23 protein-coding genes and 1 pseudogene are annotated in these 26,707 nt (G+C 72.7%); 7 read left to right on the forward strand and 17 right to left on the reverse strand.

Annotated features, from left to right (window positions below; genetic code table 11):
* Positions 1-107 precede the first annotated feature (107 nt).
* The 12 genes from KSP35_RS09135 to KSP35_RS09190 all read right to left on the reverse strand — a co-directional run bounded on the left by KSP35_RS09135 (position 108) and on the right by KSP35_RS09190 (position 14,587).
* Positions 108-902, reverse strand: a complete 795-nt coding sequence (locus KSP35_RS09135) for a crotonase/enoyl-CoA hydratase family protein (protein WP_217001110.1) — start codon at positions 900-902, stop codon at positions 108-110.
* Positions 903-974: 72 nt separating this feature from the next.
* Positions 975-2,030, reverse strand: coding sequence for a hypothetical protein (locus KSP35_RS09140; RefSeq protein WP_217001112.1), 1,056 nt, complete (start codon positions 2,028-2,030; stop codon positions 975-977).
* 544 nt (positions 2,031-2,574) lie between these two features.
* Positions 2,575-4,068 (reverse strand): radical SAM protein, encoded by a 1,494-nt coding sequence (locus KSP35_RS09145; protein WP_217001114.1) that lies wholly within the window; start codon positions 4,066-4,068, stop codon positions 2,575-2,577.
* A gap of 109 nt (positions 4,069-4,177) precedes the next feature.
* On the reverse strand, positions 4,178-5,674 hold the full coding sequence (locus tag KSP35_RS09150) for a radical SAM protein (protein ID WP_217001116.1): 1,497 nt from the start codon (positions 5,672-5,674) through the stop codon (positions 4,178-4,180).
* A gap of 100 nt (positions 5,675-5,774) precedes the next feature.
* Positions 5,775-6,215, reverse strand: coding sequence for a hypothetical protein (locus tag KSP35_RS09155; RefSeq protein ID WP_217001119.1), 441 nt, complete (start codon positions 6,213-6,215; stop codon positions 5,775-5,777).
* On the reverse strand, positions 6,212-6,973 hold the full coding sequence (locus KSP35_RS09160; RefSeq protein ID WP_217001121.1) for an ABC transporter ATP-binding protein: 762 nt from the start codon (positions 6,971-6,973) through the stop codon (positions 6,212-6,214). The genes KSP35_RS09155 and KSP35_RS09160 overlap by 4 nt, the downstream gene beginning before the upstream one ends.
* A complete protein-coding gene (locus tag KSP35_RS09165; protein ID WP_217001123.1) occupies positions 6,970-7,704 on the reverse strand; it encodes an ABC transporter ATP-binding protein in 735 nt (244 codons plus the stop codon). Before KSP35_RS09165 ends, KSP35_RS09160 begins: the two co-directional genes overlap by 4 nt.
* Positions 7,691-9,763 (reverse strand): ABC transporter permease, encoded by a 2,073-nt coding sequence (locus KSP35_RS09170; RefSeq protein WP_217001125.1) that lies wholly within the window; start codon positions 9,761-9,763, stop codon positions 7,691-7,693. Before KSP35_RS09170 ends, KSP35_RS09165 begins: the two co-directional genes overlap by 14 nt.
* 7 nt (positions 9,764-9,770) lie before the next feature.
* Positions 9,771-11,189, reverse strand: coding sequence for an ABC transporter substrate-binding protein (locus KSP35_RS09175; RefSeq protein WP_217001127.1), 1,419 nt, complete (start codon positions 11,187-11,189; stop codon positions 9,771-9,773).
* Between the two features lie 148 nt (positions 11,190-11,337).
* The gene (locus KSP35_RS09180; RefSeq protein WP_217001129.1) at positions 11,338-12,459 is read right to left on the reverse strand and encodes an acyl-CoA dehydrogenase family protein; all 1,122 of its coding nucleotides are present in this window, start codon (positions 12,457-12,459) and stop codon (positions 11,338-11,340) included.
* A 9-nt stretch (positions 12,460-12,468) separates the two neighbouring features.
* Positions 12,469-13,650, reverse strand: a complete 1,182-nt coding sequence (locus KSP35_RS09185) for an acyl-CoA dehydrogenase family protein (protein ID WP_217001131.1) — start codon at positions 13,648-13,650, stop codon at positions 12,469-12,471.
* Between the two features lie 55 nt (positions 13,651-13,705).
* Entirely contained in the window at positions 13,706-14,587 is an 882-nt protein-coding gene (locus KSP35_RS09190; protein WP_217001133.1) for an alpha/beta fold hydrolase, read from the reverse strand.
* 43 nt (positions 14,588-14,630) lie between these two features.
* Here KSP35_RS09190 and KSP35_RS09195 point away from each other — a divergent pair.
* A pseudogene (locus tag KSP35_RS09195) lies at positions 14,631-15,825 on the forward strand (cytochrome P450).
* Between the two features lie 2 nt (positions 15,826-15,827).
* Positions 15,828-16,610 carry a crotonase/enoyl-CoA hydratase family protein gene (locus KSP35_RS09200; protein ID WP_254127063.1) on the forward strand — a complete coding sequence of 261 codons (783 nt, stop codon included), beginning with the start codon at positions 15,828-15,830 and terminating at the stop codon, positions 16,608-16,610.
* A gap of 9 nt (positions 16,611-16,619) precedes the next feature.
* Here KSP35_RS09200 and KSP35_RS09205 read toward each other — a convergent pair whose 3' ends face one another.
* Genes KSP35_RS09205 through KSP35_RS09225 form a run of 5 tightly spaced genes read right to left on the reverse strand, consistent with a single transcriptional unit; the run spans position 16,620 to position 21,111 of the window.
* Positions 16,620-16,988, reverse strand: a complete 369-nt coding sequence (locus KSP35_RS09205) for a glyoxalase/bleomycin resistance/extradiol dioxygenase family protein (RefSeq protein WP_217001134.1) — start codon at positions 16,986-16,988, stop codon at positions 16,620-16,622.
* The gene (locus KSP35_RS09210) at positions 16,981-17,646 is read right to left on the reverse strand and encodes an alpha-ketoglutarate-dependent dioxygenase AlkB (RefSeq protein WP_217001137.1); all 666 of its coding nucleotides are present in this window, start codon (positions 17,644-17,646) and stop codon (positions 16,981-16,983) included. Before KSP35_RS09210 ends, KSP35_RS09205 begins: the two co-directional genes overlap by 8 nt.
* Before the next feature lie 48 nt (positions 17,647-17,694).
* A complete protein-coding gene (locus KSP35_RS09215) occupies positions 17,695-19,350 on the reverse strand; it encodes an acyl-CoA synthetase (RefSeq protein ID WP_217001139.1) in 1,656 nt (551 codons plus the stop codon).
* 52 nt (positions 19,351-19,402) lie between these two features.
* Positions 19,403-19,900 (reverse strand): DUF4262 domain-containing protein, encoded by a 498-nt coding sequence (locus KSP35_RS09220; protein WP_217001141.1) that lies wholly within the window; start codon positions 19,898-19,900, stop codon positions 19,403-19,405.
* Between the two features lie 32 nt (positions 19,901-19,932).
* Positions 19,933-21,111: an amidohydrolase family protein gene (locus KSP35_RS09225; protein ID WP_217001142.1), complete on the reverse strand. Its 1,179-nt coding sequence runs from the start codon at positions 21,109-21,111 to the stop codon at positions 19,933-19,935.
* Positions 21,112-21,255: 144 nt separating this feature from the next.
* Between KSP35_RS09225 and KSP35_RS09230 the strand changes: the two genes are divergently transcribed.
* The 5 genes from KSP35_RS09230 to KSP35_RS09250 are packed head-to-tail and all read left to right on the forward strand — an operon-like array spanning position 21,256 to position 26,707.
* Positions 21,256-21,810 (forward strand): hypothetical protein, encoded by a 555-nt coding sequence (locus KSP35_RS09230; RefSeq protein ID WP_217001145.1) that lies wholly within the window; start codon positions 21,256-21,258, stop codon positions 21,808-21,810.
* A gap of 58 nt (positions 21,811-21,868) precedes the next feature.
* On the forward strand, positions 21,869-23,104 hold the full coding sequence (locus tag KSP35_RS09235; RefSeq protein WP_217001147.1) for a CaiB/BaiF CoA-transferase family protein: 1,236 nt from the start codon (positions 21,869-21,871) through the stop codon (positions 23,102-23,104).
* Positions 23,105-23,151: 47 nt separating this feature from the next.
* A complete protein-coding gene (locus KSP35_RS09240; RefSeq protein ID WP_217001149.1) occupies positions 23,152-23,871 on the forward strand; it encodes an alpha-ketoglutarate-dependent dioxygenase AlkB in 720 nt (239 codons plus the stop codon).
* A 44-nt stretch (positions 23,872-23,915) separates the two neighbouring features.
* Positions 23,916-25,955 carry an FAD-dependent oxidoreductase gene (locus KSP35_RS09245; protein WP_217001151.1) on the forward strand — a complete coding sequence of 680 codons (2,040 nt, stop codon included), beginning with the start codon at positions 23,916-23,918 and terminating at the stop codon, positions 25,953-25,955.
* Positions 25,956-25,975: 20 nt separating this feature from the next.
* On the forward strand, positions 25,976-26,707 hold the full coding sequence (locus KSP35_RS09250) for a DUF3152 domain-containing protein (RefSeq protein WP_217001153.1): 732 nt from the start codon (positions 25,976-25,978) through the stop codon (positions 26,705-26,707).

A 26,707-nucleotide genomic window follows, 5' to 3' on the forward strand; every position in this document is an offset into this window, starting at 1 on the left:
CCCACGGAGGGCGGCTCCGCCGCCCTCCGTGCGAAGACGCCGGCGTCAGCCGTCGATCGAAGCTCCGAGGAACGGAGTGAGCGCCAGCGAACGAGTGACGAGGAAGATCACGTTCCCGTGAACTGCGCGGGGCGCTTCTCCTTGAAGGCGGTGGGGCCTTCCTTGGCGTCGTTGGTGGCGAAGACGGGCCAGCCGAGGGTGAGCTCGTGGGCGAGGCCGTCGGCCTCGGTCATGCCGGCGGTCTCGCGCATGGACTTGAGCACGGCGGCCACCGCGATGGGACCGTTGCCGGCGATCTGGTCGGCCAGCTCGCGGGCCTTGGTGAGGGCCTGACCGTCGGGCACGACGTGGCCGATGAGGCCCATCTCCTTGGCCTCCTGGGCGCTGATCAGGCGCCCGGTGAGGAGCAGGTCGGCGGCGTTGGTGAAGGCGATCTGGCGCTGCAGGCGGACCGTCGAGCCGCCGAGCGGGAACAGGCCGCGGCGGACCTCGGCGATGCCGAACTGGGCGGACTCGCCGGCCACCCGGATCTCGGTGGCCTGGAGGATCTCGGTGCCGCCGGCGACGGAGTAGCCCTCGACGGCGGCGATGATCGGCTTGCTGGGCCGGAAGTGGCGCAGCAGGGCCTTCCAGTGCAGGTCGGGGTCCTGGGCCATCCGGTCGGCGTCGGCCGGGTCGATCCCGCCCGAGAGCGCCTTGAGGTCCATGCCGGAGCAGAAGTCGCCCCCGGCACCGGTCAGGATGCCCACCCGCAGCTCGGGATCCTCGTCGAGGAGCTTCCACGCGTCGGCCGCCACCACGAGCATGGCGGGGCTGAAGGCGTTCTTGGCCTCGGGCCGGTTGAGCGTGACGGTCAGGATGTGGCCGTCACGCTCGACGATGCAATCTTCTTCGGATGACATGGCGTCAGACTAGAACACGTTTCAGTTCTCGGCATCGCTGTTGCGGGCCCATGCCGACCCGGCCGGATCGGGTCAGCCGTGGGTGCGGTACCACGCTCGCAGCCGGGGCTCGAGGTGCTCGAACATCGCCTTGGCGATGAGCGCCGCTCCGGCCTCGTTGGTGTGGCCGGGGTCGATGTAGGTGTCCTGGTGGTCGTCGAGCACGGAGGCCACGTCGATGACGTCGGGGCCGGCGGCGCGCAGGCCGTCGATGATCTGGAGGTAGCGGGCGTAGTCGGCCTTGGGGGCGCCCACCGGCGGCTGGCGGGTGATCTGGCGCTCGAGGAAGAACACCGGCTCGATCCCCCGCTCGGCGGCCACGGACGAGATGAGCGCTCTGCCGCGTGCGTAGACGTCGAGGGTGGCGGCGAGCACCTTCGGCACGTCGGCCGCGGTCGGAGGCTTGATGGCCGAGGGGTCCTGGGCGGCGGATGAGAGCGATCCCACCGACCGCTCGGAGGCGCCCGCCGGGTCCTGGTCCAGGAGGCGGTGCAAGGCACTGCGCTCGTCGTACCGGGACACGACCTGGCGGAGGAGGTCCCCGAGCGACGAGCTCGACGAGCTCGGTGCCGGCGACGGCGCCGCGTTGCCCTGGGCATCGTCGAAGAGCCGCGCGATGCCCTCCTCCGTGGTGGTGGTCGGGACGCCCTGCACCGGCCCGAGCTGGGCGTTGACGTCGTTCGAGCCGTCGTAGAAGACCGCGAGGTCCGGCCGCTCGTCACCCGCCGTGACCTGCTCGAACAGCAGCATCTCCTGCCAGTTCACCCAGCCCCGCTGCCCGTCGTTGACCGCCTCGATGGGCACCCCGGCCTCGGCGGCGTAGCGGGCGACCATCGAGGGGATGGTGTGCTCGTCGCGCTGGCCCTCGCCCCACATCTTGGAGCCGCCGAAGAACTCCACGACCGGCACGTCGCTGCCGGCCGGCTGCGAGCGGTACGACCGACGTGTCCAGCCTTCGATGTTGACGTAGCGCCCGGCGAACGGCCCGGCCTGGTACTCCAGGTAGGGCCGGTAGCGCACGGGCACCGAGGCCATCTCGGCGAAGTACTCCTCTCGCCACGGGTAGGCCGCCATGGCGGGCACGTCCACCCGGGGATCTCGGTAGCTGCCGGGCGCCTGGGCACCGATCCGCTCCGGCACGGCCGCCGGCGCGCGGCGGGTCGAGCCACACCTCCCAGCCGTAGCCGATCGCGTAGTTCAGGCCCAGGAGCACGACGACGATGCCGAGCCCCTGCCAGGCGGTGGCCAGGAGCCCGCGCCGCCCACCGATCCCCGGGTCCGTGGCGTAGAGGGACCGCGGCGCAGCCGGACGCCCGCTGCGCGCGGAACCCCGTCGGCGAGCGGCGCTGGGCCCGCCGGCGCGCTGGGGCGCCGAGCGCCCAGGCAGGCACGAAGCACACCACGAAGAGCAGGGCCATCGCGACGACGCCGAGCGCCGTCCCGACCCGCCGCAGCGCGGCGTCGACGGGCACGCCCAGCCGACCGGCCACGGCGAGCACCGCGGCCGCGACGAGGACCAGCCCGGCCTGGATCGGCCGGCCCGCCGCCACCAGCACCGCTGCAGCAGCGACCGGGAGCACGAGGCGACCGATGGCTGTCGGCGAGGTCATCGGGGAGCGGACGTCGGTGGCCATCAGCTCCCGGCACCGCCGGCCGACGCCGGCCGGAGGGGCGGGAAGAAGGAGTCGAGCCGCGCGGCCATGGTCCGGGGGTCCTCGTGCGCCACGCCTTGCGCGATCAGTGCCGGCGGCAGCTCGGCCATGGCCCGGATGCGGTGGGTCACCGACGACGCGGCCAACGTTCGCCCGAGGTGATCGAACCGGGCGGCCACGACATCGTCCGGCGCCTCCTCCAGCAAGGCGGCGAGGGCTCCGGCGAGCCGGGCGCCCTGGGCCTCGGACGGGACCGCCGCCTCGAAGCCGGCGATAAGCCGGTCCAGCTCGGCGGCGAAGCCCCCCTCGCCGAGGTGCCCGTCGGGCGCGCCGGCGAGCCCGGCCAGCTCCGCCACGAGGTCGATCCACGCTCGGCGGCGCTCCCGGGCACCGGCGGCGCTCGCCGACACCGTGACGTCGGTCGTGCTGGGCTGCGCGGCCTCCAGCCAGCCGCGCGCCTGGGCTCGCATGCTGGCGAAGCGCTCCAGGTTGCTGGCCGTCGTACCGCCGGCCGCCGCGCCCGGCTCCTCCGCATGGTCGAACGAATCCCAGGCCGCCACCACGGCCCCCAGCCCGTCGGCCCCCAGCGAGGCGAGCGAGTGGTCCGAGGGGTAGCGCACCACGTTGAACGCCAGGTTCCAGCCCCTCTGGTTCGCCATCCGCACGATGTCGGGGACCTCGTGCCAGTTCTGCTGCATGGCGCACACGGCCAGGTTGAGCCCGCCGGCCGCTGCGGCAAAGCGCTCGGCGTTCGCCAGCACCTGCGCGTGGTCGGCACCCAGGCGGATCGCCTCGAACGTGGTCGAGGTGGCGGCGTCGATGGAGACCGTGATGGCGACGTCGAGGCCCTCGACCACCCGCCGGACGCGGTCGTTCCAGATCGTGCCGTTGGTGGTGATGGACACCTTGCAGCTCGGGTTGAGCTCGACCAGGGCCTCCCAGATGGCGAAGTTGACGGGGGCGAGGAACGGCTCGCCGCCGTAGAACTTCACCGCGCCGACGTGCTCGAGGAACGGTCGCAGCTGCTCGACGAAGTCCTCGCCGTAGGGCTCGGGCAGCAGAGGCTGCCCCTCGGCCCGGCGGATGGCCGACGAGCAGTAGCCGCTGCACATGGTGCAGCGCAGGTTGCACCGGGTGGAGAGCGAGAACTCGAGCAGCCGCGGCCACGGGTCGTGGTGGTCCGGAGCGGTCGGCGGGTGCTCGGCCACCCACCGAGCAGGCGTCTGGGCGACCTGCTGGTCGAACATGGCGTTGACGGCGTCGAAGTTGCCGGACCCGATGGAGCTGTGGCAGTCGTGGCAGCCCTTCGAGAAGTCGTCGTCGGCGAGCGCGCGGCGGAGCTGCTGTGCCGCCACGCCCGACCACACGTCGGCCACCCGATCCCTGGGGTAGGCGCCGATGGGCTGCACCGTGTTGATGCAGCAGGCCAGCACGCTGCCGAACTGGTCGAAGTACATGCTGGTGAAGGGCGCCATGCACCGCCCCGGGTGCGGGCCCCCCGGCCGGTGCGCATCGTGGGCAGCTGCTGCATCGGCGTTGAGCCTCAACATGGCACGTCGCTCCCTCCCCAGGACCGAGGCAACACTAGGCGCCCGGCCCCGACGGCAGCTCGGCGAACAGCAGGCAGATCGTGCCGGCGTCGTCCGGGTGGGGCAGCGACCGCCCCTCGATGGAGCGAGCGCGGCCGGCCGGCCCCTCCCCTTCGAAGGTCAGCACCAGGCGGTGGGCCCCGCCTTCGAGCTCCTCGACCTCGCTGCGCACCGAACCCCCGGCGGCCAGCGTGATGGTGGTCAGCGTCTCGCGCAGGCCGACCCCTCGCCAACCCTCCGGCTGGAGCCACGCGGACCACGCTGGCGCCTGCACGTCCTGGAGCAGCTCGTCGACGTAGTGCAGGCGCAGGACGGCGGCGCCGTCACCGCCGGCCAGGTCGTCGATCGCCGAGGCGATCCGCTCGTCGAACCGAGCCTGGGCCGAGCGGCTCGAGCCCAGCACGACCGGCACGGTCGATGCGGATCCCTCGACCTGGCCCCGCACGCGGCCGAGGGCATCGTCCCAGATCGCTCGGGCCGCCGGGCTCAGCGGGCCGAGAGCACGGTCGGTCCGCTCCATGCCGGCGAGGACATCGAGCAGATCAGCCCGGGGAACCGTCAGGAGGCTGAAGTTCCCCGGGCCGCCGACCCAGATCACGTCCGGATCGGCACCGACCCGGTCGCACGCCTGGAGGAACGGCGCGAGCTGCTGCCAGTTGATCGACATGAGGCAGAAGCTGAGGACCAGGCTGTGGCCGGTACGGGCGGTGGCGCGCCGGAAGCGCGCGATGTTCGCCCACAGCCGCTCGGCATCGACGCCCACGCGGATCGCCTCGAGCGAAGCGGGGTCGACCGCGTCCACCGAGACGATCACGTCGAAGCCCAGGTCCTCGGTGTAGCGCTCGACCTTGTCGTTCCAGATGGTCCCGTTGGTCGTGATCGAGATCTCCGGCGCCAGGCCGCGCGCCAGCATGCGGTCCCACACCGTGCGGCTCTCACGCATGAGGAAGGGCTCGCCACCCTTGAACTGCGCCCGCTCGAGGTGGGGCAGGAACTCGTCGAGCTCGTCGAAGAACCGCTCGTCGTACGCGGCCGGCAGGGGCGGGCGCCCCTCGCGGTGCCGTCGGATCGACGACGAGAAGGTGCCGCTGCACTGCACGCACTGGAGGTTGCAGCGATCCGACAGGGCGAAGTCGATCATGGCCGGGAAGCGGCGCTCCTCGGGCCCGTAGCGATCGAACTCCCGGGCCAGGCTCCCCCCGCCGGGGGCGTGGTCCATCTCGACCTTGCAAGCGAAGCAGCCCAGCTCGTAGCTGCCCGCAGCCAGGGCCGCCTGGAGCTCCGCCCGCTCGGGCCCGTCCCAGATCTCGCGCAGCGACCGCCGGCCCGGCCCCGACACCCGACCCAGCAGGTGCCACCCGCCGCAGCACGTCATCACCAGGCCGTCGGGCCGCAGGTACAGGGCGGAACCGGGGGCGAAGCACGCCGGCGGCGCCACGAGGTCGACCGCCGGTTGCGATCTCCGGACCGGCTCGGGCTGCGGCCCGAGCACCGCCGAACCGCTCGCGGCGCCTCGGCGCCGGCTCTCTCGCGTTCCCCAGCGCACCGCTGCATGCTGGCAGCCGACACCGGGGGTGTCGAACCGCCGAGGGTCAGGCCTTGGCGTCGCTCTTCTCGTTGACCTGGACGACCACCGGGACGTCGGTGGTGGCATCGCGGACGGCCGACTCGATGCGGGCCAGGGCGTCGACCATGCGGTCGGTCTGGGCCTGCTGCTCGACCACCAGGCGGGCCAGCCAGAAGCGCAGCAGGCGGGCCAGCGAGAAGCGGATGAACAGCCCGAGCCCGACGATGATCAGGGCCAGGCCGAAGATGCCACCGGAGATCAGCATGGGCATCTGGTCGGCCACGTACTTCGAGCCGGCGGCCTGCCACCAGGCGATGAGGATCAGCACCACGCCGATGACCGGCAGCACCAGGCCCAGCTTGAGCAGCAGGGCCTCGGAGTCGGCCGAGGGCTCGGGGACGTGCACGTCGGCGACGCCCGCTTCGAGGCGGTCGGCTGCGGTTGCGGTCGACGGGGAATCGGTCATGACTGGGCTCCGAGGTAGGCGGCCGACAGTTCGGCTTCGAGGTCTGCGGGGACACCGGCGGCGATGACGTTGCCGTGCTGCATGATCACGGCTCGGTCGGCGACGCCGAGGACGGTGCGGGCGAACTGCTCGACCACGAGGATCGACACGCCCTCCTGGGCGATGCCGGCCACGAGCTCGTACAGCTCGGCCACGATGAGGGGCGCCAGGCCCATCGACAGCTCGTCGATGATCAGCAGGGCGGGATCGGTGGCGAGGCCCCGGGCCATGGCGAGCATCTGCTGCTCGCCGCCCGAGAGGGTTCCGGCCACCTGGCCGATGCGCTCGCCGAGGCGGGGGAAGCGGGCCACGGCCCGGTCGATGATGTCGCGCTCGGGCAGGCCGCGGTAGCTGGCCATGCGGAGGTTCTCGCGCACGGTGAGGTTGCGGAAGACGCCGCGCCCCTCGGGGATGGTGCACAGCCCGATCCGGGCCAGGTCCTCGGGCTTGGCCCCGTTGACGTGGCGGCCCGCCACGTGGACGCAGCCGGCCGACGCCGGGTGCTGGCCGGTGGCCACGAGCAGGGTGGTGGACTTGCCGGCGCCGTTGGGGCCGAGCAGGGCCACGACCTCGCCGCGCGGGACCACCAGGTCGATGCCGTGGAGCACCTCGATGCGCCCGTAGGAGGCACGGATGCCGGTGAGCTCGAGCAGCGGCGGCGGGCCGGGCTCGGTCGCCGGCGCCTGGGCCGGCACGGGGTCGACGGTGGGGGCGGTCATGCGGGGGCTCCGACGTCGGTGCCCTGGCCGAGGTAGGCCTCGACCACGGCCTCGTTGGTCTGGATCTCCTTGGGCGTGCCGACCGCCAGGACGCTGCCGAAGTTCAGGACCGTGATCTGCTGGCAGAGGCGCATCACCAGCGGCACGTCGTGCTCCACCAGCAGGATGCCCAGGCCCTCCGCGGCCAGCTCCGTGAGGATCTCGGCGAACCGGTTGGTCTCCTCCTCGTCCAAGCCCGAGGCGGGCTCGTCGAGCAGGAGGACCCGTGGCCGGCAGGCCATCGCCCGAGCCAGCTCGACCAGCCGGGCGTTGCCCGTGGAGAGGGAGTCGGCCCGCTGGGCGACGAGGTCGCCGAGGCCCACCCGCTCGAGCAGGGCGCGGGACGCAGCCTCGGGGTCCTGGCCCTCGACCCGGTTGAGCTCGGCGGCGGTGAGCACGTTGTCGAGGACGGACAAGGAGCCGAAGAGCTCGAGGCGCTGGAAGGTGCGGGCCACGCCCAGGCGGGCCCGCTTGTGGGCGGAGAGCTTGGTGATGTCCTGGCCGCCCACCGACACCCGGCCCCGCGTGGGCGGCTGGAGGCCGGTGATGACGTTGAACGTGGTGGTCTTGCCGGCGCCGTTGGGCCCGATGAGCCCGGTGATGGCGCCCTCCTCGACCGACAGGCTGACGTTGTCGACCGCCATGTGGCCGCCGAAGCGGACGGAGATCTCGGTGGTCTCAAGAATCGGCATGGCACCGTCCCCAGTCGAGGCCCAGCTCGGCGTCGATGGCGGCGAGGTCGCCGCCCAGCGCCGCGCCGCCGATGGGGATCTGCTCCGGCACCAGCGTCGGCGGGGGCGGGAGCAGGGTGGCCATGGCCCGGGCGAAGACCGTGTCCTTGGGCTCGGTGCCGTCGCGGCGCGCATCGAGGCGGGCCCGCACCTGGGTGACCGTCTGGGCGATGGCGCCGTCCGGGTTCGAGGCCAGGCTGATGCCGGCCAGGCCCGGGAGGATGGTCATGAGGTCGTTGATCGCCGGGAACGCCACGCCGATGAGCGGGAACACCGCCAGCAGCAGGCCGCCGAGCAGGGCGCCGCCCACCGAGGCGATGCCGCCGACCACGGCGAGGAGCACGAGCGGGAGGCCGGGCAGCGCGCCCTGGAGCAGCGAGAACTGCTCGAGGCCGGCCTTGCCCCGCCACCCGCCGAGCAGGGCGCCGCCGAGCCCGGCGATGGCCGCCGAGAGGGCGAACACCTGGAGCTTGAGGGTGGTGAGGTCGAGGCCGAGCGTGGCGCACGCCGCCGGGCTGTCCTTCATGGCTTGGAGCCGGCGGCCCATGGTCCCGCGCCGGAGCGCGGTGATCATGAGGGCCAACAGCACGAAGACCACCGCCATGAGGACGAGGTTGGCGCGGTCGCTGGACGCCCGCAGGCTGCCGATGCCCAGGCGCTTGAACGAGGCGTTCGAGTCGCTGAACTGGCCGACGTTGGTGAAGATCGCCTTCTCGCAGAAGAGGGCGAAGGCGAACGTGGCGAGGCCGAGGTAGAGGCCCTTCAGCCGCAGCGCTGGCAGCGCGACCAGGGCACCGACCGCCCCGCAGATGACGACCACGGCGATGAGGGCGAGCGGGTTGCCATCGCTCCCCCACTCGTACATGACCACCGCGCCGAGGCCGGCGAAGGCCAGCGGCGCCAGCGAGATCTGCCCGGCGTAGCCGGTGAGCGGCACGAGCGAGAGGGCGATGATGCCGAGCGCGAGGCCGTAGCCCACCGCGTCGAGGGTGCCGCCGGCCTGCAGGTTGGCGTTGGCGCCCGCCACCGCCCGGGTGATCTCCGGCAGGTACGCGGCCACGGCGATCAGCACGACCGAGGCGATGCCGACGGTGCGCCAGCTGGGCGTGGGCACGCGGCTGCGGTCCTTGCGGGTGCCGAACACCGCCGCCTTGTCCTGCGGGACCACGATCAGGACGATGAACAGCATGATCGCCGGCACCGTGTCGACGGTGATCCAGTTCGGCAGCGAGTCGCTGTACTGGTTGGCGGCCTCCCGGGCGATGCCCAGGATGAGCGCGCCGAGGGCGGTGAGGGGGAGGCTGCGCAGGCGGCCGACCATGGCAGCCGCGTAGGCGTTGATGACCAGCAGGGTGAGCTGGGTCTGGTCGAGCGTGAGGATCGGGGCGATGAGGATGCCGGCCAGCCCGGCGAGCGAGCAGCCGAGGGCCCACGCCAGCGCCGAGACCCGGTCGGGCGAGGCCCCGTTGAGCGCCGCCAGGTCGCGGCTGTCGACCACGGCGCGCATGGCCACGCCGATGCGGGTCCGGTAGAGCAGGATGCGCAGCCCGATGGCCACCGCGATGGCCGCGGCGAACACCACCAGCTGGTGGTACTCCACCACCACGCCGGCCACGTCGACGCTCTTGCCCAGGAAGAAGCGGGGCAGCGAGCGGGACTTGTCGGGCGACCAGATGATGGTGGCCAGCTGGATGAGCGCCACCAGCAGGCCGATGGGCACGACGATCCGGGTGATGGGCGTGGCGTCGTGCAGCCGGCGCATCAGCACGCGGTCGATGGCCCAGCCCATGCCCGGCGCGAACACTAGGAGCGTGAGCGCGAGGGCCACCGGGACCGGCAGGTCCCAGGCGTCCGGCGAGCTCAGCTGCCAGTAGACGAACGCCGAGAACATGGCGACCGCGCCGTGGGCGAAGTTGAAGATCCCGGAGGTCGTGTAGGTCACGACCAGGCCGCTGGCCGCGACCGCGTACAGCGAAGCGCTGACGAGGCCGAGGACCAGCAGGGTCAGGAGGTCGTTCACCGCTGGATCACCCGCCGACCTTGGCGCCGCCGCCGTAGTCGTCGTCCAGGTCGAACGCGTAGTCCTTGTCGCAGGTGAACTCGGTGGCCTTCTTCGGCTCGAGGCGGGTGAACTTGCCGCCCTTCACCACGTCGTACATGAAGCAGGTGGACACCGCGTTGTCGCCGGGGTCCGAGGTGAAGTGGAGGCCGCCGCCGTCCCACTTCTTGATCTTCTTGAGCTCGGCGAGCACGGAGTCGCGGGTGAGGTCGGGGCCTGCGGCCTTGGCGGCGGTGGCGAAGAGCAGGCCGGCGGAGTACGACTGCACGCCCAGCGAGGAGGGCTCGGGCTTGTCGCCCGACACCTTGTCGTACGCCGCGAGGTAGGCCTGCAGGGCGGGGCTCTGCTTCTCCTCCTCGAACGGCACGGTGTTGAGCTGCACCAGGGCGCCCTCGGCACCGGGCTCCTTGAGCAGGTCCGGGTCGTAGTACTGCTGGCCGAGGTCGATGACCTCCGGCGAGAAGCCCTGGGTCTTCATGTCGCGCAGGACCTTCACGACCTCGGAGGTGGCCGACACCATGGTCACGTACTCGATGCCCTTGTCCTTCATCTCCTTGACCTCGGAGGTGTAGGACTCCTGGATGACGCCGGTGCGCTTGTCGAACGTGAAGTCGAAGCCCTGGGCTTCGTAGGACTTCTTGATGCGGTCGGCCTGCACGTCGATGGCGTCGATGCCGCCGTGGAGGATGGCGGCCTTCTTGATGGCCTTCGGGTGCTCCTTCTTGATGTAGAGCGCCGGCCCGATGTTGATGCCGGTGGTGGGGTTGGGCAGCGGGGCCACCAGCCGATCGCTGAGGCTCTTCGCCGCGGTCACGGTGTAGGCCGGGACCTCGATCAGCTTGCAGTCGACCATGGCCTGGGCGCCGGAGTTGTCGGTGACCGACCCGGACCCGACGATGGCGAACACGCCGTCGTTGCAGGCCTCCTTGGTGGCCTCGAGGTGGTTGAACAGCTTCGAGTCGATCGTGGTCAGCTCGAGCTTGCGGCCGTTGATGCCGCCGAACTCGTTGCAGAAGCCCACGAAGGCCTTCATCGACTCCTCGATGCTGATCGTGGGGACCTTGACCTGGCCGGCCCGATCCGAGATCACGGCGATCTTGATCTTGTCGGCGGTCACGCCCGGGACGTCGCCGGCCGGAGCCTTGGTGGACGCCTTGCCGTCGGCGGCCATGCCGCACGGCACGTCGAGCGTGCCGACCTTGGGCCCTTCGTCCTTGGTCGACCCCTTGGTGATGCCGGGGCCGTCGGTGGCGCTGCCGCTGGAGGTGGCGGCGCTCCCGCTGCCGGTGCCCCCTCCGGTGGCCAGCTCGCCGTCGCTGAGACGGCTGCCGCAGGCCGACGCCAGCAGCGCCAAGATGCAGCACAACGCGATCACTCGGGTCTTCACAAGCACGTTCCCCTTTGCTCGGGCGCCGAACATAGCGCGCCGGGCGGCATGTATCTGACAGGGCGTCAGATTGGATGTGGCGGTCTTCGAGTCCTGCTCTGCAGGCGCGATCCGGCCGGTTCCCCTGGGCCGGTGCGCCTGTCGCTGGTCAGCCAGCGGCGAGCAGGGCCCCCAACCTACGCAGGTGGGTGGTCCCCCCGCCGAGCACCAGCTCGAGGTGCTTGGCCCACCGGAAGGTGCGGTGGACCGGGTAGTCGGTGTCGAGGCCGATGCCCCCGTGGAGGTGCTGCGCGGCGTGCACGACGCGGTCGGCGCCGTCGGCCGCCCAGAACTTGGCGATGGCCAGCTCCTCGGCGGCGGGCAGGCCCTCACCCAGGCGCCAGGCAGCCTGGTAGGCGGTGAGGCGAACGGCCTCGGTGTCGATGTAGGCGTCGGCCACGCGGTGGGCGACGGCCTGGAAGGTGGCGATCGGCGTGTCGAACTGCTTGCGCTCGCTGGTGTAGGTGGCGGTGGTGCGCAGGGCGTTCTCGCACACACCGGCCTGGACCGCGCAGTAGGCGGCCACGGCGCGGTCGGTGATCCAGGCGGTGACGGCCTGGCCACCGTCGACGGTGCCCAGCACGTCGTCGGCGCCGACGGCCACGCCGTCGAAGGTGAACGTGCTGAGCGGCTCGAGGTTCGGCCCGTGGTTCACCTCGACGGTGACCCCGGCAGCGGCCGGGTCGACCAGGAAGACCGTCGACGTGCCGTCGCCGGTGCGGGCGAGCACCAGGATGCGCGCCGCCAGCGCGGCGCCGGGCACGAGGTGCTTCGTGCCGCTGAGGGTCCAGCCGTCGCCGGCCGCGGTGGCCGTGGTGGCGGGGACCTCGGGCGGCAGGCCGTCGTGGCCCTCCGAGAGGGCGGCGGTGAGCTGCACCGAACCGTCGACCACGCCCGGCAGCCACGCCGCCTGCTGGTCGGCGGTGCCGAACTCGGCGATCGGCAGGGCGCCGAGCACGAGGGTGGAGAGCACGGGCAGCGGGGCGACGGTGCGACCCACCTGCTCCAGCACCAGGGCCAGCTCGAAGAAGCCGTAGCCGCCGCCGCCCTGGGCCTCGGGCAGGGACAGCCCGAGGAGGTCGGCCTTGGCCAGCTCGGCCCAGGTGTCGGCGGCGAACCACTCGTCGGCCGCCTCGAGGTCTCGGAGGCGCTCGGGGGTGAGCTGCTCGCTGAGGATGCGCGACGCGAGGTCGCGGATCGAGGTCTGCTCGTCGCTGAGGGCGAAGTCCATGGCTGTCTCCTACATCCGCGGCATGCGGGGCATGCCGAGGCCGAACATGGCGATGAGGTCCCGCTGGATCTCGTTCACCCCGCCGCCGAAGGTGAGGATGAGCGAGCCCTGGGCCCCGCGGTTGATGCGCGAGGCGAGGGCGGCGCCGGGCGAGCCGTCGGTCAGGTACGCCGCCTGGCCCAGGATCTCGCCGAGCAGCTGGTACGCCTGGGTGAAGAACTCGGTGCCGAACACCTTGATGGAGCTGGCGTCGGCCGGGTTGACCTGCTCGCCGGCCGCCTCGAGGGCCGCCACCTTCCAGTTCAGGAGGGTGAGGTACTCGATGCCGGAGCGGACCTTGGCCAGGTTCAGCTGCACCCACTCCTGGTCGATCACGCGCTGCCCGTCGGGCGTGGTGGTCTCGCGCGCCCAGGCCAGGACGTCCTCGTAGTTGCGCTCCATCATCCCGGGCGGGGCCAGGCCCACGCGCTCGTAGTTGAGCTGGTTGATGATGAGGCCCCAGCCGCCGTGCAGCTCGCCGAGGATGGCGCTCTCGGGCACCCGCACGTCGTCGTAGTACGTGTGGAACGTGCTGGCGTTCACCATCGTGTGGATCTTCGTGTACGAGTACCCGGGGTCGGTGGTGGGCACGAGGAACATGGTGATGCCCTTGTGCTTGGTGGCCTCAGGGTCGGTGCGCACGGCGAGCCAGACGTAGTCGGCGTAGCTGGCGAGCGAGGTGAACGTCTTCTGCCCGTTGATCACCCACTCGTCGCCGTCCTTCACGCCCTTGGTCGTGAGCGAGGCGAGGTCGGTGCCGGCGGCGGGCTCGGTGTAGCCGATCGAGAAGTGGAGCTCGCCGGCCAGGATCTTCGGCAGGAAGAAGTCCTTCTGCTCCTGGGTGCCGAACTGCATGATCGTCATGCCGACGGTGTTGACCGACAGGAACGGGGTGGGGGCGCCGGCCCGCCACGACTCGTTCATGAAGATGAACTGCTCCACCGGGCCGAAGCCGCGTCCGCCGTACTCCTTGGGCCAGCCGACGCCGAGCCACTTGTCGCAGCCCATCTGCCGGACGGCTTCGAGGCAGGCGGGGCTGCCCGTCTCCCCGGCGGCCGAGTCGGCGATGACCTCGGGGGTCATCAGGTCGGCGAAGTAGGCACGCAACTCCTTGCGGAGGGCTTCCTGCTCGGGCGTGAACGCGATCTGCACGGCAACTCCTGACGGTCCATCAGAACTAGAACACGTTCTAGCACGCGAGGCCGCGTCAGCCGTTGGCGACGGTGCGGCACGCGGCTGCGACGGCGGGACCGAAGCTGGCCTTGGCGCACCACGTGTGGCCCTCGTCGAACTGCTCCACCGACGCCTGCGGGATGGCCAGCAGGAGCCGGAGCTGCTCCTGCGGCGGCACGGCGTGGTCGCCGGTGGTGACCATGATCGCGGTGGGCACGTCGACCTGGTGCAGCCACCTCCGGCTGTCGAAGTTCGAGGTGGCGGCCAGGGCCTCGGTGACCATGCGGGCGTCGTGGCGGCGCATCTCCGCCGAGGCCCAGCGACGCAGCGAGTCGGGCCGGGCCCGCACCGCCTTCGGGATCCGCTTCTGGAGCGGCTTGAGCGGCACGCGGGTGACGAACTGCCCCGCCCGGGTGCTGCCGGCGATGGCCGACACGGCGGTGACGAAGGCCAGCCGCTCGCGGACACCGGGCACGAAGCGGTTGCTGGTGGCGCAGAACACGAGGCCGGCCACCTTCTCGGGGTGGCGGTGCCAGATCAGCTGGGCGATGGGCCCGCCCATCGAGTAGCCGACGAGGATCGCCTGGTCGATGCCCAGCACGTCGAGCAGCGCCGCGGCGTCGTCCGCGCAGTCGGCCAGGCGGAACCGCTTCCAGGACCGGAGGCCGCGGCCGTGGCCCCGGTGGTCGATGGCCAGGACGCGGAAGTCCTTGCTGAGGGGTGCGAAGGCCTGGAACCAGTTGAGCCCGCCGCTGGCGATGAGCCCGTGGAGCAGCAGCACGACCGGCGCTCCCGGCGGACCGGCCACCTCCCGCACGAAGGTGGTGCCCCGCCCGGGCAGCTCCACCCGGCGGCCGAGCGGGATGGGCGGCCCGCCGACGGCCTCGGGCTCGGTCTCCTCGGTCGCTACGCTCACGCCCACCACAATATGACGACCCGTCAGATTACGGAGGATCCCCGTGGCCGAGCACCCCACCCGTGACGACATCGACTTCGTCAGCGGCGAGTTCTGGGGCCGCAACCCCCACGACGAGCTCACCTGGCTGCGGGCCAACGCCCCCGTCTACTGGGACGGCAAGGTCTGGGGGGTCACCCGCTACGCCGACCTGCGCGCCGTGTCCAAGGACCCCGGCACGTTCTCCAACGCCGGCGGGATCCGGCCCGGCAACGGGCCCATCCCGATGATGATCGACATGGACGATCCCGAGCACCTGCGCCGTCGCAAGCTGGTGAACAAGGGCTACACGCCCCGCCGGGTCCGCGACCGCGAGGACGAGGTGCGCGCCGTCTGCGACCAGCTCATCGACGCGGTCGCCGAGAAGGGCGAGTGCGACTTCGTGTGGGACCTCGCCGCCCCCCCTGCCGCTGATCATGATCGGCGACGACCTCGGGGTGGCCCCCGAGGACCGCCAGAAGCTCCTCGAGTGGAGCGACGCCATGGTCACCGCCCTCACCGGCACCGAGGAGTCCATGGGCCCCGCCGCCGAAGCCTTCCTCGGCTACACCGAGTACGCCACCGGGGTCATCGCCGACCGCACGGCCAACCCGCAGGACGACCTCATGAGCGTGCTGTGCCACGCCGAGGTCGACGGCGACAAGCTCGGCCACGACGACCTCGTGCACGAGTCGCTGCTGATCCTCATCGGCGGCGACGAGACCACCCGCCACGTCATCTCCGGCGGCATGTACCAGCTGCTGTCGAACCCCGAGCAGTGGGACATCCTCCGCGCCGACCCGTCGAAGCTGACGACGGGCATCGAGGAGATGCTGCGCTGGGTGTCGCCCATCAAGAACATGTGCCGCACCGCCACCCGCGACGTCGAGCTGAACGGCCAGCAGATCAAGGAGGGCGACGAGCTGCTGCTCCTGTACCCCTCGGCGAACCGCGACGAGGAGGTGTTCGAGGACCCCTTCCGCTTCGACGTCGAGCGCACGCCCAACGACCACGTCGCCTTCGGCTTCGGCACCCACTTCTGCCTGGGCAACTCCCTCGCCCGCCTCGAGCTCAAGGTCATGTTCGAGCAGCTCCTGAAGCGCCTGCCGGACCTCCAGCTGGCCGCGGTCGACGAGCCGCACTTCCGGCCGGCCAACTTCGTCTCGGGCTACGAGTCGATGCCGGTGACCTTCACCCCCACGGCCCCGATCGGCGCCTGAGCGTGGCCGCCGCCTCTGGGGCCGACGCCGTCCTGGTCGAGGACCGGGGCCCGGTCCGCGTGATCACCATCGCCCGGCCCGAGGCCCGCAACGCGGTCGACGGGCCGACGGCGGCCGCGCTCGAGGCCGCCTTCGCGGCGTTCGACGTCGACGACGCCGTCGCGGTGGCCGTGCTCACCGGTGCCGGCGGCACGTTCTGCGCCGGCGCCGACCTCAAGGGCATCAGCGAGGGGCGCGGCAACCGGGTGGCCGAGGACGGCCCGGGGCCCATGGGCCCCACGCGGATGCTGCTCTCGAAGCCGGTCATCGCCGCGGTCGAGGGCCACGCGGTGGCGGGCGGGATCGAGCTGGCGGCGTGGTGCGACCTCCGGGTGGCCGCCACCGACGCCACCTTCGGCGTCTACTGCCGGCGCTGGGGCGTGCCCCTCGTCGACGGCGGCACCATCCGCCTGCCCCGCCTGATCGGCCACAGCCACGCCCTCGACCTGATCCTCACCGGCCGGGGCGTCAGCGGCGAGGAGGCCAAGGCGATGGGCCTGGCCAACCGCCTCGTCCCGCCCGGCACCGCGCTCGACGCCGCGGTGGAGCTGGCGAGCCAGCTGGCCGCCTTCCCCCAGCTCTGCCTGCGCAACGACCGCCTCTCGTCCTACGAGCAGTGGTCCCAGGACGTCCCCGACGCCCTGGTCACCGAGTACCGCTACGGCATCGAGACCCTGCGCAGCGGCGAGGCCCTCGAGGGTGCCGCCCGCTTCGCCCGCGGCGAGGGCCGCCACGGCACGTTCTGACCGGCGTTCTCAGGTGGTGAGGGGGCGGGCGAAGCTGAGCTCGTGGCCGGTGGGGTCCGAGAGGTGGAAGTACCGCTCGCCCCAGGGGGCGTCGGCCGGGGCCGTCGACGGGGTGAAGCCGGCGGCGCGAGCGCGGTCGAACAGGGCATCGACGTCCTCGACGTGGAGCACGGCGCGACCCCAGCCGGTGGGCGGCGGGTCGTCCACGTGCTGGAGGTTGAGGAAGCTCCCGCCCACCCGGTAGCTGGTGAAGGCGGCGTCGGGGCCGCCGTACAGGCGCACGAAGCCGAGGGCCTCGTAGAACGCGCAGCAGGCCGCCATGTCGGCCGTGGCCAGGGTCAGGGCGCTGATCGACCGGACCGGCTCGTGCTCACCCACGGCCGAAGGTCCGGGGGGCGCGGTAGGACGCGCCCTGGAAGGGGCGGCCGACCTTGCGGGCGAAGCGCCACTGGATCGAGATCCGTGGGCCGAGGTCCCGCCGCTGCGGCAGGTAGGGCACCGAGTGCTCCCAGTCGGCCTGGGCCCGGCCGCCCATCACCAGGAGGTCGCCCGATGCCGGGGCGAGGTCGTGGGTGGCCCCCTTGCCGGGCAGGTCCCGGTCGCGGTTCGACCGGGGCCGCAGCAGCCAGGGGCGATGGGCGCCGAAGGTGAGCACGGCGATGATCGTGTCGTCGAGCCAGCGCATGTCGGTGTCGCGGTGGAAGGCCTGGCCGTCGCCGCCGTCGCGGTACTGGATCATGCCGAAGCCCTCGAACTCGGCCCGATAGCGGTGCTGCAGCACCCGGGTGGCCTCGGCCAGCGCCGGGTGCGGCAGCGGGTTGCCCCGCTTCCACCACGAGCCCAGCCGGCGCTCCTCGACCACGTGGTCGTAGCGGAACAGCTGGCTGGTGGTCCATGGCACCTCGGCAAGGAGGTGGTCGAACACCTCGTCGGCATCGGGCACCCAGCGTCGGGCCACGTCGACCCACGCCTCGCCCCCGAGGTCCGTCCGCTCGACCGCCACCTCCCGATCGACCCAGGTCCGCTCCTGCTCCACCCGCCCAGTCTGCCGACCCGACGGAGGGCGCTCGACCGGGCGGGTCGGTCAGGCGTCGGTGAGGTGCTTCTCGGCGGTGGACTTGGCCCAGCGGTAGTCGGCCTTGCCGGCCGGGGAGCGCTCGACCCTCGAGACCAGGACGAGGTGCTTGGGGAGCTTGTAGCCGGCGAGGTGGGTGCGGAGGTGCTCGCGGAGCTCCTCCAGGGTGGGCGGGTCGGCCTCGTCGCTCGGCGCGACGACGGCGGTGACCGCGCTCCCCCAGCGCTCGTCGGGCGTGCCCACCACCAGGACGTCGAGGACGCGGGGGTGGTCGACCAGGGCCGACTCGACCTCTTCGGGGAAGACCTTCTCGCCGCCCGTGTTGATGCACTGCGACCCGCGGCCCAGGAGCTGGATGGTGCCGTCGGCCTCGACGGTCCCCATGTCGCCGGTGAAGCAGTAGCGCTCGCCCTCGACCTCGATGAACGTCTCGGCCGTCTTCACCGGGTCGTTGAGGTAGCCCTGGGGCAGGCGGCCGGAGTTGGCCACCCGGCCGATGGCGCCCGACCCGGGCTCGACGCGGCGGAAGTCCTCGTCGAACACGCCGGTGTGCGGACCGGGGGTGAAGCGGGTGAGCCCGCTGACCTGCTGGCCGGCCTCGATGCGCTGCGAGCCCTGCACCCCGGCTTCGGACGAGCCGAACCCGTCGAGCACGGCACGGCCGGGGAACAGCTCGGCCATCAGCTCCTTGAGGGTGGATGACATGGGCGCCCCGCCGTTGGCGATGGCGAACAGCGACGATGCGTCCCACCGCTCCGGCTCGGCGGCCCATGCGGCGGCGATGGGGCGGCCCACCGCGTCGCCCACGACGGTGAGGGAGTTGACGCCCTCGTCCTGCACGGCCTGCCACACCCGCTCGGGCACCAAGCGCCCCGGGTGCAGGGTGGTCTTGCCGCCGGCGAGCAGCCAGGACCACGTGGTCCACTGCGCCGCGGCGTGCATCAGCGGCGCCAGCGGCATGTAGCTGAAGCCCGGGACGATGCGCTCGAGCAGCTGGGACGTCTCGGTGATCGGACCGTTGAGGCGCATGGGGTCGCCGCCGCCGAGCAGGGCGAAGAACGCGTCCTCCTGGCGCCACAGCACGCCCTTGGGCCGACCGGTGGTGCCGCCGGTGTACATCAGGTACTCGTCGTCGCCGCTGCGGCCCTCGGTCACCACCGGGTCGGGCGTCGACGCGGCCAGCACGTCCTCGTAGCGGACGGCGCCGGGCAGCTCCGCCGCCTCGCCCTCGACCACCGAGGGGTCCGGGTCGTCCACGACGATCAGGGCCCGCAGGTGGTCGACGCCACCCGGCACGCTGGCCACCGCGCCGGTGAGGGTCTCGTTGGTGAGCAGCGCCACGGCGCCGGAGTCCTGGAGCAGGTAGCCCAGCTCCTCGCCGGTGTAGCGGTGGTTCATGTTGGCCGGCACGGCCCGCAGCGAGAACGCGGCGATCATCGCCTCGATGTAGGCCGCGTCGTTGCGCAGGAACAGCCCGATGCGGTCGCCCGGGCCGATGCCGGCGGCACGCAGGTGGTTGGCGAGGCGGTTGGCGCGCTCGGCCAGCTGGGCGTAGGTGCGCCGCTGCGGGCCGCAGACCAGCGCCTCGCGATCGGCCACCAGGGGCCACACCGACTCCCAGAGGTCGGCGTAGTTGTACGAAGGGGACGGGGTGCCTTCAGCCATATCTGACAGTGTGTCAGATGTCTCCCGGGCAGCGCCGGGCGTGGGGCACGGCTCAGGCGGGCGGGTCGCCGAGGACGAGCTGGACGGCGGCGAGCGCAGGGTCGAAGCCGCTCTCCCAGGGCAGCCAGCCAACCCGGTCGGGCCAGGCCAGCTGCACCACGCGGAAGGGCTCGTCGCGGTACCAGGCGGTGGCCGAGGTGAACATGTCGAGCATCGGCTCGACCTCAACCGGGAGCAGCGCAGCGCGCTGCTCCCCGTCGTAGAGGCCGCGGAAGAGCTCGCCCACCGGGATCTGGGTGCCGCCTCGGAGCATGTCGGCGAGCAGGCCGGCGAGCCCACGGGCGTGCACGGGCTTGAGGCCGACGATGAGGACCTCGGGGAAGCCGAAGGTCTGCTCGAAGCCGATGGTGTAGCTGTAGCCGGGGATCGGCGGGTCGATGTCGGTGCGCGCCGGCACCGGCTCGAGCAGCCAGCCGTTGGTCTCGATCATCCACGCGAACTTGTCGCGCAGCTCCATGGACCGGTCCGGGAACACGTCGTCGTCGACCACGGTCCCGGACCCTACCCAGGGGCGGGGGCCGCTCAGGCGGGCGGCTTGCTGAGGGCCTCGGCGTTGTCGCGCATGATGAGGCGGACCTCGTCGTCGCTGAAGCCGGCCAGGTCCTCGACGAAGGAGCGGGGGTCGGCCAGGCCCTCGGCGTGGGGCCAGTCGGAGCCGAAGAGGACCCGGTCGGCGCCGATGGTGTCGGCGAGGCCACGGATGTCGTCCTCGTAGTAGGGCGCCACCCACACGTGCTCGCGCAGCGTGGCCACCGGGTCGGCCGGGAAGGCGCCCGGCGTCATCGAGTGGGCCTTGGCCAGCTTCTTGACCAGCGTGGGCACCCACTCGGAGCCGCTCTCGATGGTGGCGACGCGGAGCTTGGGGTGGCGCTGGAACACGCCGTGGCACACCAGGGCGGCCATGGTGTCGGAGATGGCCCGGTCGGAGGTCAGGATGCCGTAGAGCGGCGTGCGGCGGAACGCCTCGAACTCGGCCGACTCGCCCCAGTCGACCACGTAGCGGCCGTAGCCGGACTCGCCCGAGTGGTACGCCACGGTGACGCCGGCCTCGGCCAGCACCTTCCACATGGGGTCGTAGAGCTCGTCACCAGGAGAGCGGCCGCCGGTGGGCGCCATGACCGGTCCGGCCCGCATCACCACGACTCGAGCCCCGCCCTCGACGGCCCAGCGGGCTTCGTCGAGCGCCTGGTCCGGGTCGAGCAAGGTCAGGTAGGGCGCCCCGAAGATGCGGTCCTGGTAGTGCAGGCCCCAGTCGTCGTCGACCCAGCGGTTGAAGGCGCGGAAGGCGGCGTGGGCGGCATCGGGATCGTCCAGCAGGGCCTCCTCCATGCCGACGCCGAGCGTCGGGAACAGGAAGCAGCCCGAGATCCCCTGCTCGTCCAGCACGGCGATGCGGGCGTCGCGGTCGCGGTACTCGGCGCGGATGGGCTCGAGCTCCCCGAAGGCGCCACGGATGTCGTTGGCCGGCGACCGGCCCCGGAAGTACTCGTCCAGGCAGCCGGGACGGGCGACCGGGTCGAACCGGGGGTTCGGGATGAAGCGGTTGACCCGCCCGCCGACCATGAGGCGGGTGCGACCCTCGACCTCGGCCCACTGCATGGTCCGCTTGGCCATGCCCTTCTCGAGGTGCCTGGTGAAGGCATCGGTGGCCTCGTAGTAGTGGTTGTCGGCGTCGAAGATGTCGTAGTCGACCGTGGTCATGGCGGCTTCCCCTGGCTGGTCCGAACGAGAACGCGTTCTCGTTTCGGCCACGCTACCGACCGGACGTGACGAACGCCCACCGGCCCGCGTACGTTGTCGCCGCCCCGTCGGGCGACGGGCATCGAACACAGCGGGAGACACCTCATGAAGCAGCGGATCGCCATCGTCGCGGTGGCCCTGGCCTGCACCCTGGCCGCCTGCAGCGGCAGCAGCGACAAGGCGAGCTCCGACGGCGGCAGCGCCGGCGGGGGCGGCGCCACCACGACCTCCGCCTCGAAGGGCGGGTCGTCGGGCGGCAGCGGCAGCGGGGCGAGCGGGTGCGGGGAGTACTCGCCCGGCAAGGACGGCGTGCTCCAGACGTTCTGCGGCGGCTCGGCGTCGGTCACCTTCGAGTCTGCCGGGACCAGCCAGACCATCGAAGGCGGCACCTGTGAGGTGAGCGGCGGCTTCTTCACGCTCAACGCCGGGGTCATCACCGGGCCGGACTTCTCCGGCGCCAAGCCCGATTACGCCGGCATCCTGCTGCCCGAGGACGACGGCGCCTTCGCTGCCGAGGCGGGCGACGCCGTGGCCAGCTACGCCATCGGCGGAACGAGCGAGTCGCTCACGGAGCTGTCGGGCACCCACGACGCCAGCGGCGGGTCCTTCAGCGGCAAGGCCATCGGGGGCGGCGAGGTGAAGGCCACCTTCTCCTGCTGACCCGCTGGTGGTTAATCTGACGGACCGTCAGATTCCGCCGTCTCGCCGAGGTCGCACCATGGGTACCAGCTCCGCTCCGCTCGCCGGGGTCCGCATCATCGAGAGCTCGATGCTGGGCCCGGCCGCGATCACCACCTCCCTGGCCGACCTCGGCGCCGAGGTCATCAAGATCGAGTCGCCGCAGGGCGACTACATCCGCCAGATGACGTGGCCGATCGTCGAGGGCGTCTCGCTGATGCACCTCCACGTCAACCGGGGCAAGCGGTCGCTCGTGCTCGACCTCCGCACCCCCGAGGGCGTGCAGACCTACCTCGACCTCGTGCGCGACGCCGACGTCGTCATCGAGGCCATGCGGCCCGGCGGCCTCGAGCGCCGCGGCCTCGGCTACGACCAGCTGCGCGAGGTCAACCCCAAGATCGTGTTCTGCACCATCTCGGGCTACGGGATGACCGGCCCCTACGCCGAGCTGCCCAGCCACGGCGTGGCCTACGACGTGTGGGCGGGGCTGGTGAAGCCCGAGACCACCGAGGACGGCTTCGCCGCCATCCCCGAGCACCCGTCGATGGGCATCCACGCCGGGCCGCTCTTCGGCGCCCTCGGCGTGCTGGCCGGCGTCATCAAGGCGCGGGCCACCGGCGAGGGCTGCCGCCTCGAGGTGGCCCAGAGCGACGCCGCGGCCGCCATGGACTGGTACCGCTCCGAGAGCTGGAAGGCCTACGAGCGCCCCGAGAGCGAGGTCACCGGCAACGCTTCCGACGGCTACGTCCGGCGGGCGCCCGGCACCGCCGGCATGCGCGACGGCGTCCGCTACCAGTTCTACGAGGCCTCCGACGGCGGCCACGTCCTGCTCCAGGCGTCCGAGCGGGAGTTCTGGGAGAACTTCTGCCGCGGCATCGACCGGCCCGAGCTGTTCGAGGCCAACCCCGGCGCCAAGTTCGCCGACCACGCCGTCGGCAACGTCGCGCTGCGCACCCAGCTCAAGGAGATCTTCCTCACCCGCACGGCGCGGGAGTGGGTGGACCTCGGCCTCGAGATCAACGTCCCGATCATCAACGTGAACACGCCGCAGACCCTGGCCGACGACCCGCAGTTCCAGGCCCGCTTCCCGTGGATCCCCGCCGAGCGGTTGGGCTGCGAGCAGCAGCCCTCGCCCATCAAGTACCTCGACGTCGAGGTCCCGGTCCCCACCAAGGCCCCCACCGTCGGCCAGCACACCGACGAGGTCCTGGCCGAGGTGCTGGGCTACGACGCCGAGCGCATCGCCGCGCTGCGCGAGGCCGGCGCCCTCGGCTGACCCGGCTGGGGCTTGATCGAACGCACGTTCGGTCCTAGCCTGGCCGGGTGGCCTCCTCCCCCGCGGCGCTCCCCGACCTCTCGTGGCAGGGGTCGCTGCTCGGGGGCGGGGAGCCGCAGGCCGATGCCGCCTTCGCCGGCGCCCGCCGGGTGGAGCTGGGCCAAGGGGCCTGGGTGGACCACGTGCCCGGATGGCTCCGTGGCGCCGACACCCTCTTCGACCAGCTCGTCGACGCGGTGCCGTGGCGGGCCCACGAGATCCCCATGTACGACCAGGTGGTGCCGGAGCCGCGGCTCTCGGCGTGGTGGAGCCAGCCCGACCGCTCGACCTGGCCGGCCCACGTGGCCGCCATCGCCGACGCCCTCGGCGCCCGGTACGACCTCGAGTTCGACTCCCTCGGGACCAACCTCTACCGGGACGGGCGGGACTCGGTGGCCTGGCACGGCGACCGCGTCTACCGGGAGCAGGACCGGTCGCTGGTGGCCGTGCTCAGCCTCGGCAGCACCCGGCGCTTCCTGCTCCGGCCGGCCGGCGGCGGCGCCTCGGTCCGCTTCGAGCCCGCCCCCGGCGACCTGCTGGTGATGGGCGGCACCTGCCAGCGCACGTGGCAGCACTGCGTGCCGAAGTCGGCCCAGCTCCCCGGCCCGCGCATCAGCGTCACACTGCGCCCCACCTCGCTGCTGCCGCCTGACCGCCGCGTCCGCCGCCGCCCCGGTCGCCCGGTCACCACCGACGGAGCGCCCGCCCAGCCGGCCACCTCGACCTGACGATCCGTCAGGCCAGGCGCCGAGGCGATGGCTACCGTGCGGCCGTGACCGACGCCCCATCGTTCCCGCACCTGGCGGCGCCCGGCGCCATCGGCCCGCTCGCCCTGCGCAACCGCATGCTCCTGTGCCCGATGGGCGACAACCTGGCCGAGCCCGACGGGACCATCAGCGAGCGCCAGCTGGCCTACTACGAGGCCCGCTCGGCGGGCGGGGCCGCCCTGCTGATGGTGGGCAGCGCCGCCATCGCCTACCCCGACGGCGCCACCGCGGCCGAGCAGACGGCCCTGTCCCACGACGACCAGCTGCCCGGCCTCCGTGCCCTCACCGAGCGGGTGCACGCCCACGGCGCAGCCATCGCGGCCCAACTCGTGCACAACGGGCCCAACGCCGTGCTCGACATCGCCCGGGGCCGCCCGCTGCTGGTCCCGTCCATCCCGCCTCGGCTCCGCATGGACCAGCTGTCGGGCATGGTCACGCCCGACGAGCTGACCGCCATGACCGAGCCCTTCACGCGCCCCGGCGCGGGCATCAGCTACCAGGTGGCCACCGAGGAGGACCTCGCCGAGCTCGTCGACCGCTACGCCGAAGCGGCCGCTCGAGCCGAGGCGGCGGGCTTCGACGGCGTGGAGGTCCACGCCGGCCACGGCTACGTCATCGACGCCTTCCTCTCGCCGCTCACCAACCAGCGGACCGACCGGTGGGGCGGCTCGGTCGAGGGTCGGGCCCGGCTGCTCATCGAGGTGCTCCGCGCCGTCCGCCGGCGGGTCGGCTCCGGCTTCGCGGTGTGGATCCGGCTCAACGCCCGCGAGGTCGGCAAGGACGGCGGGGAGACGCTCGCCGACGCGCTGGAGGTCGCCGCCCTCGCGGAGGCGGCGGGGGCCCAGGCCATCCACGTCACCGCTTACGCCGACCCCGGTCGGGCCACGGGCATCACCGCCGCCCACACCCCCGCCGTGCCCGGGGCGCGCGTGGCCGACGCCGCCGCCGTGAAGGCGGCGGTCGGGGTGCCGGTCATCACCTTCGGCCGCTTGGAGCCCGCCGCCGCTGAGGCCGTGCTCGCCGCCGGATCGGCCGACTTCGTGGCCTTCGGACGCAAGCTCATCGCCGGGCCCGATCTGCCCGAGGCGGTCTTGGCCGGCCGGCCCGAGGCGGCCCGCCCCTGCGCCTACCAGTACCGCTGCATCGGCAACATCTTCCTCCACCGCCCGCTGGCCTGCGCGGTCTCGCCCGACACCGCCGACGAGGTGGCGCTCCGCCCCGGCGCAGCCAGGCCCGCCCAGCACGTGCTGGTGGTGGGCGGCGGGCCGGTGGGCCTCGAGGTGGCGCACCGCCTGGCTGCCAACGGGCACCGCGCCACCCTGTGGGAGGCAGCGGACCAGCTGGGCGGCCTGCTGGTGCTGGCGGGCGAGGTCGACCCCGCACTGGCCCCACTCTGCGCCTGGCTGGCCGCCGAGGCCGAGCGGGCGGGCGTCGCCGTCGAGCTGGGTCGCACCGCCACCGTCGACGCCATCGCCGCGCTGGGCCCGGATCGGGTGGTGCTGGCCACCGGGGCCGCGTGGGCGCCGCCGGACCCGCCGGACGCCACGGTGCCCGTCCTCACGCCGGACGACCTGCTGGCCGGACCGGGCGAGCTCGGGGCGCTGCCCGACGGCACCGTCGTGGTGGGCTCGGGCAAGGTCGCGGCGTCGCTGGCTGCGGCGGCGGCCCGGGTGGGGTCGGGGACCACGCTGCTGGCGCCGGAGGCCGTGATCGCGCCCGAGCTGGGCCTGCCCGGCCGCTTCCGGCTGGTGCACGACCTCGGCGAGGCGGGCGTCGACGTGTGCCCCGGCACCGCGGTCGAGGCCTTCTCCGGCGCCGCCGTCCGCCTGGCCGACGGCTCCGAGCGACCGGCCACCACGATCCTCTGGGCCGTCGAGCGGGTGCCCCGCACCGCGCTGGCCGAAGGCCTGCGGGCCGCTGGCCTCGACGTCGAGGTGCTGGGCGACGCCACCGGCGCCTACGGCCTCGAGGCGGGGCTCGCGGCGGCCGCACGGTTCGCCGCGAGGGTGGGACGGGCGGCGGAGCCCGCGGGCGTCGCCGGCTGACGGCGTGGCACCATCGACCGGTGCCTGGACCGCAGCCGCCCGCCGTCTACCGGCGGCGAAGGCTCGCCGTGGTCGCCGCATCGGTGCTGGTCCTGGCCGTGCTGGTCGCCGCCGCCGCCCGCTGGAGCGACCACGGGGATGGCGACGGCACGGCGTCCCGGTCGCCGTCGACCACCACCGCCACCGAGGCGACCACCACCACCCGGGCGGCCGCCACCACCAGCACCACCCGTCCGACCGGGCGGTTCGACCGGGCATCCGGCGGCACGCCGGTGGTCGGCACCGGGACGCTGTACCGGTACGCGGTCGAGGTCGAGGAGGGCACCGGGGTCGACGTCGACGACTTCGCCCGGGCCGTGGACGCCACCCTCGACGACCGGCGCGGCTGGACCACGGCCGACGGCATCAGCCTCCAACGGGTCTCCGACGCCACCGCCCAGTTCACCGTGCGGCTGGCCACGCCGGCCACGACGGACCTGCTGTGCGCACCGCTGACCACCGAGGGCCAGGTGTCCTGCGGCCACAACGACTCGGCGGTGATCAACCTCACCCGCTGGCTCGACGGCGCGGCCCCCTCCAAGCTGTCGGTGGCCGACTACCGCCACTACGTGGTCACCCACGAGTTCGGCCACCTCATCGGCCACCGCCACGAGACCTGTCCCGGTCCTGGCCAGCGGGCCACCACGATGATGCAGCAGAGCTACGACATCGGGGCCTGCACGCCGAACCCCTGGCCGGCGCCCGACGCCTGA

The sequence above is a fragment of the Aquihabitans sp. G128 genome, assembly GCF_019048865.1.
In the GTDB taxonomy this organism is placed as follows: Bacteria; Actinomycetota; Acidimicrobiia; order Acidimicrobiales; family Iamiaceae; genus Aquihabitans.

Coding starts and splice junctions, on each gene's coding strand:
- KSP35_RS09135 (WP_217001110.1), bottom strand. CDS start 902: ATGTCATCCGAAGAAGATTGCATCGTCGAGCGTGACGGCCACATCCTG.
- KSP35_RS09165 (WP_217001123.1), bottom strand. CDS start 7,704: ATGCCGATTCTTGAGACCACCGAGATCTCCGTCCGCTTCGGCGGCCAC.
- KSP35_RS09235 (WP_217001147.1), top strand. CDS start 21,869: ATGGGTACCAGCTCCGCTCCGCTCGCCGGGGTCCGCATCATCGAGAGC.
- KSP35_RS09145 (WP_217001114.1), bottom strand. CDS start 4,068: ATGGCGCCCTTCACCAGCATGTACTTCGACCAGTTCGGCAGCGTGCTG.
- KSP35_RS09180 (WP_217001129.1), bottom strand. CDS start 12,459: ATGGACTTCGCCCTCAGCGACGAGCAGACCTCGATCCGCGACCTCGCG.
- KSP35_RS09225 (WP_217001142.1), bottom strand. CDS start 21,111: ATGACCACGGTCGACTACGACATCTTCGACGCCGACAACCACTACTAC.
- KSP35_RS09215 (WP_217001139.1), bottom strand. CDS start 19,350: ATGGCTGAAGGCACCCCGTCCCCTTCGTACAACTACGCCGACCTCTGG.
- KSP35_RS09155 (WP_217001119.1), bottom strand. CDS start 6,215: ATGACCGATTCCCCGTCGACCGCAACCGCAGCCGACCGCCTCGAAGCG.
- KSP35_RS09230 (WP_217001145.1), top strand. CDS start 21,256: ATGAAGCAGCGGATCGCCATCGTCGCGGTGGCCCTGGCCTGCACCCTG.
- KSP35_RS09160 (WP_217001121.1), bottom strand. CDS start 6,973: ATGACCGCCCCCACCGTCGACCCCGTGCCGGCCCAGGCGCCGGCGACC.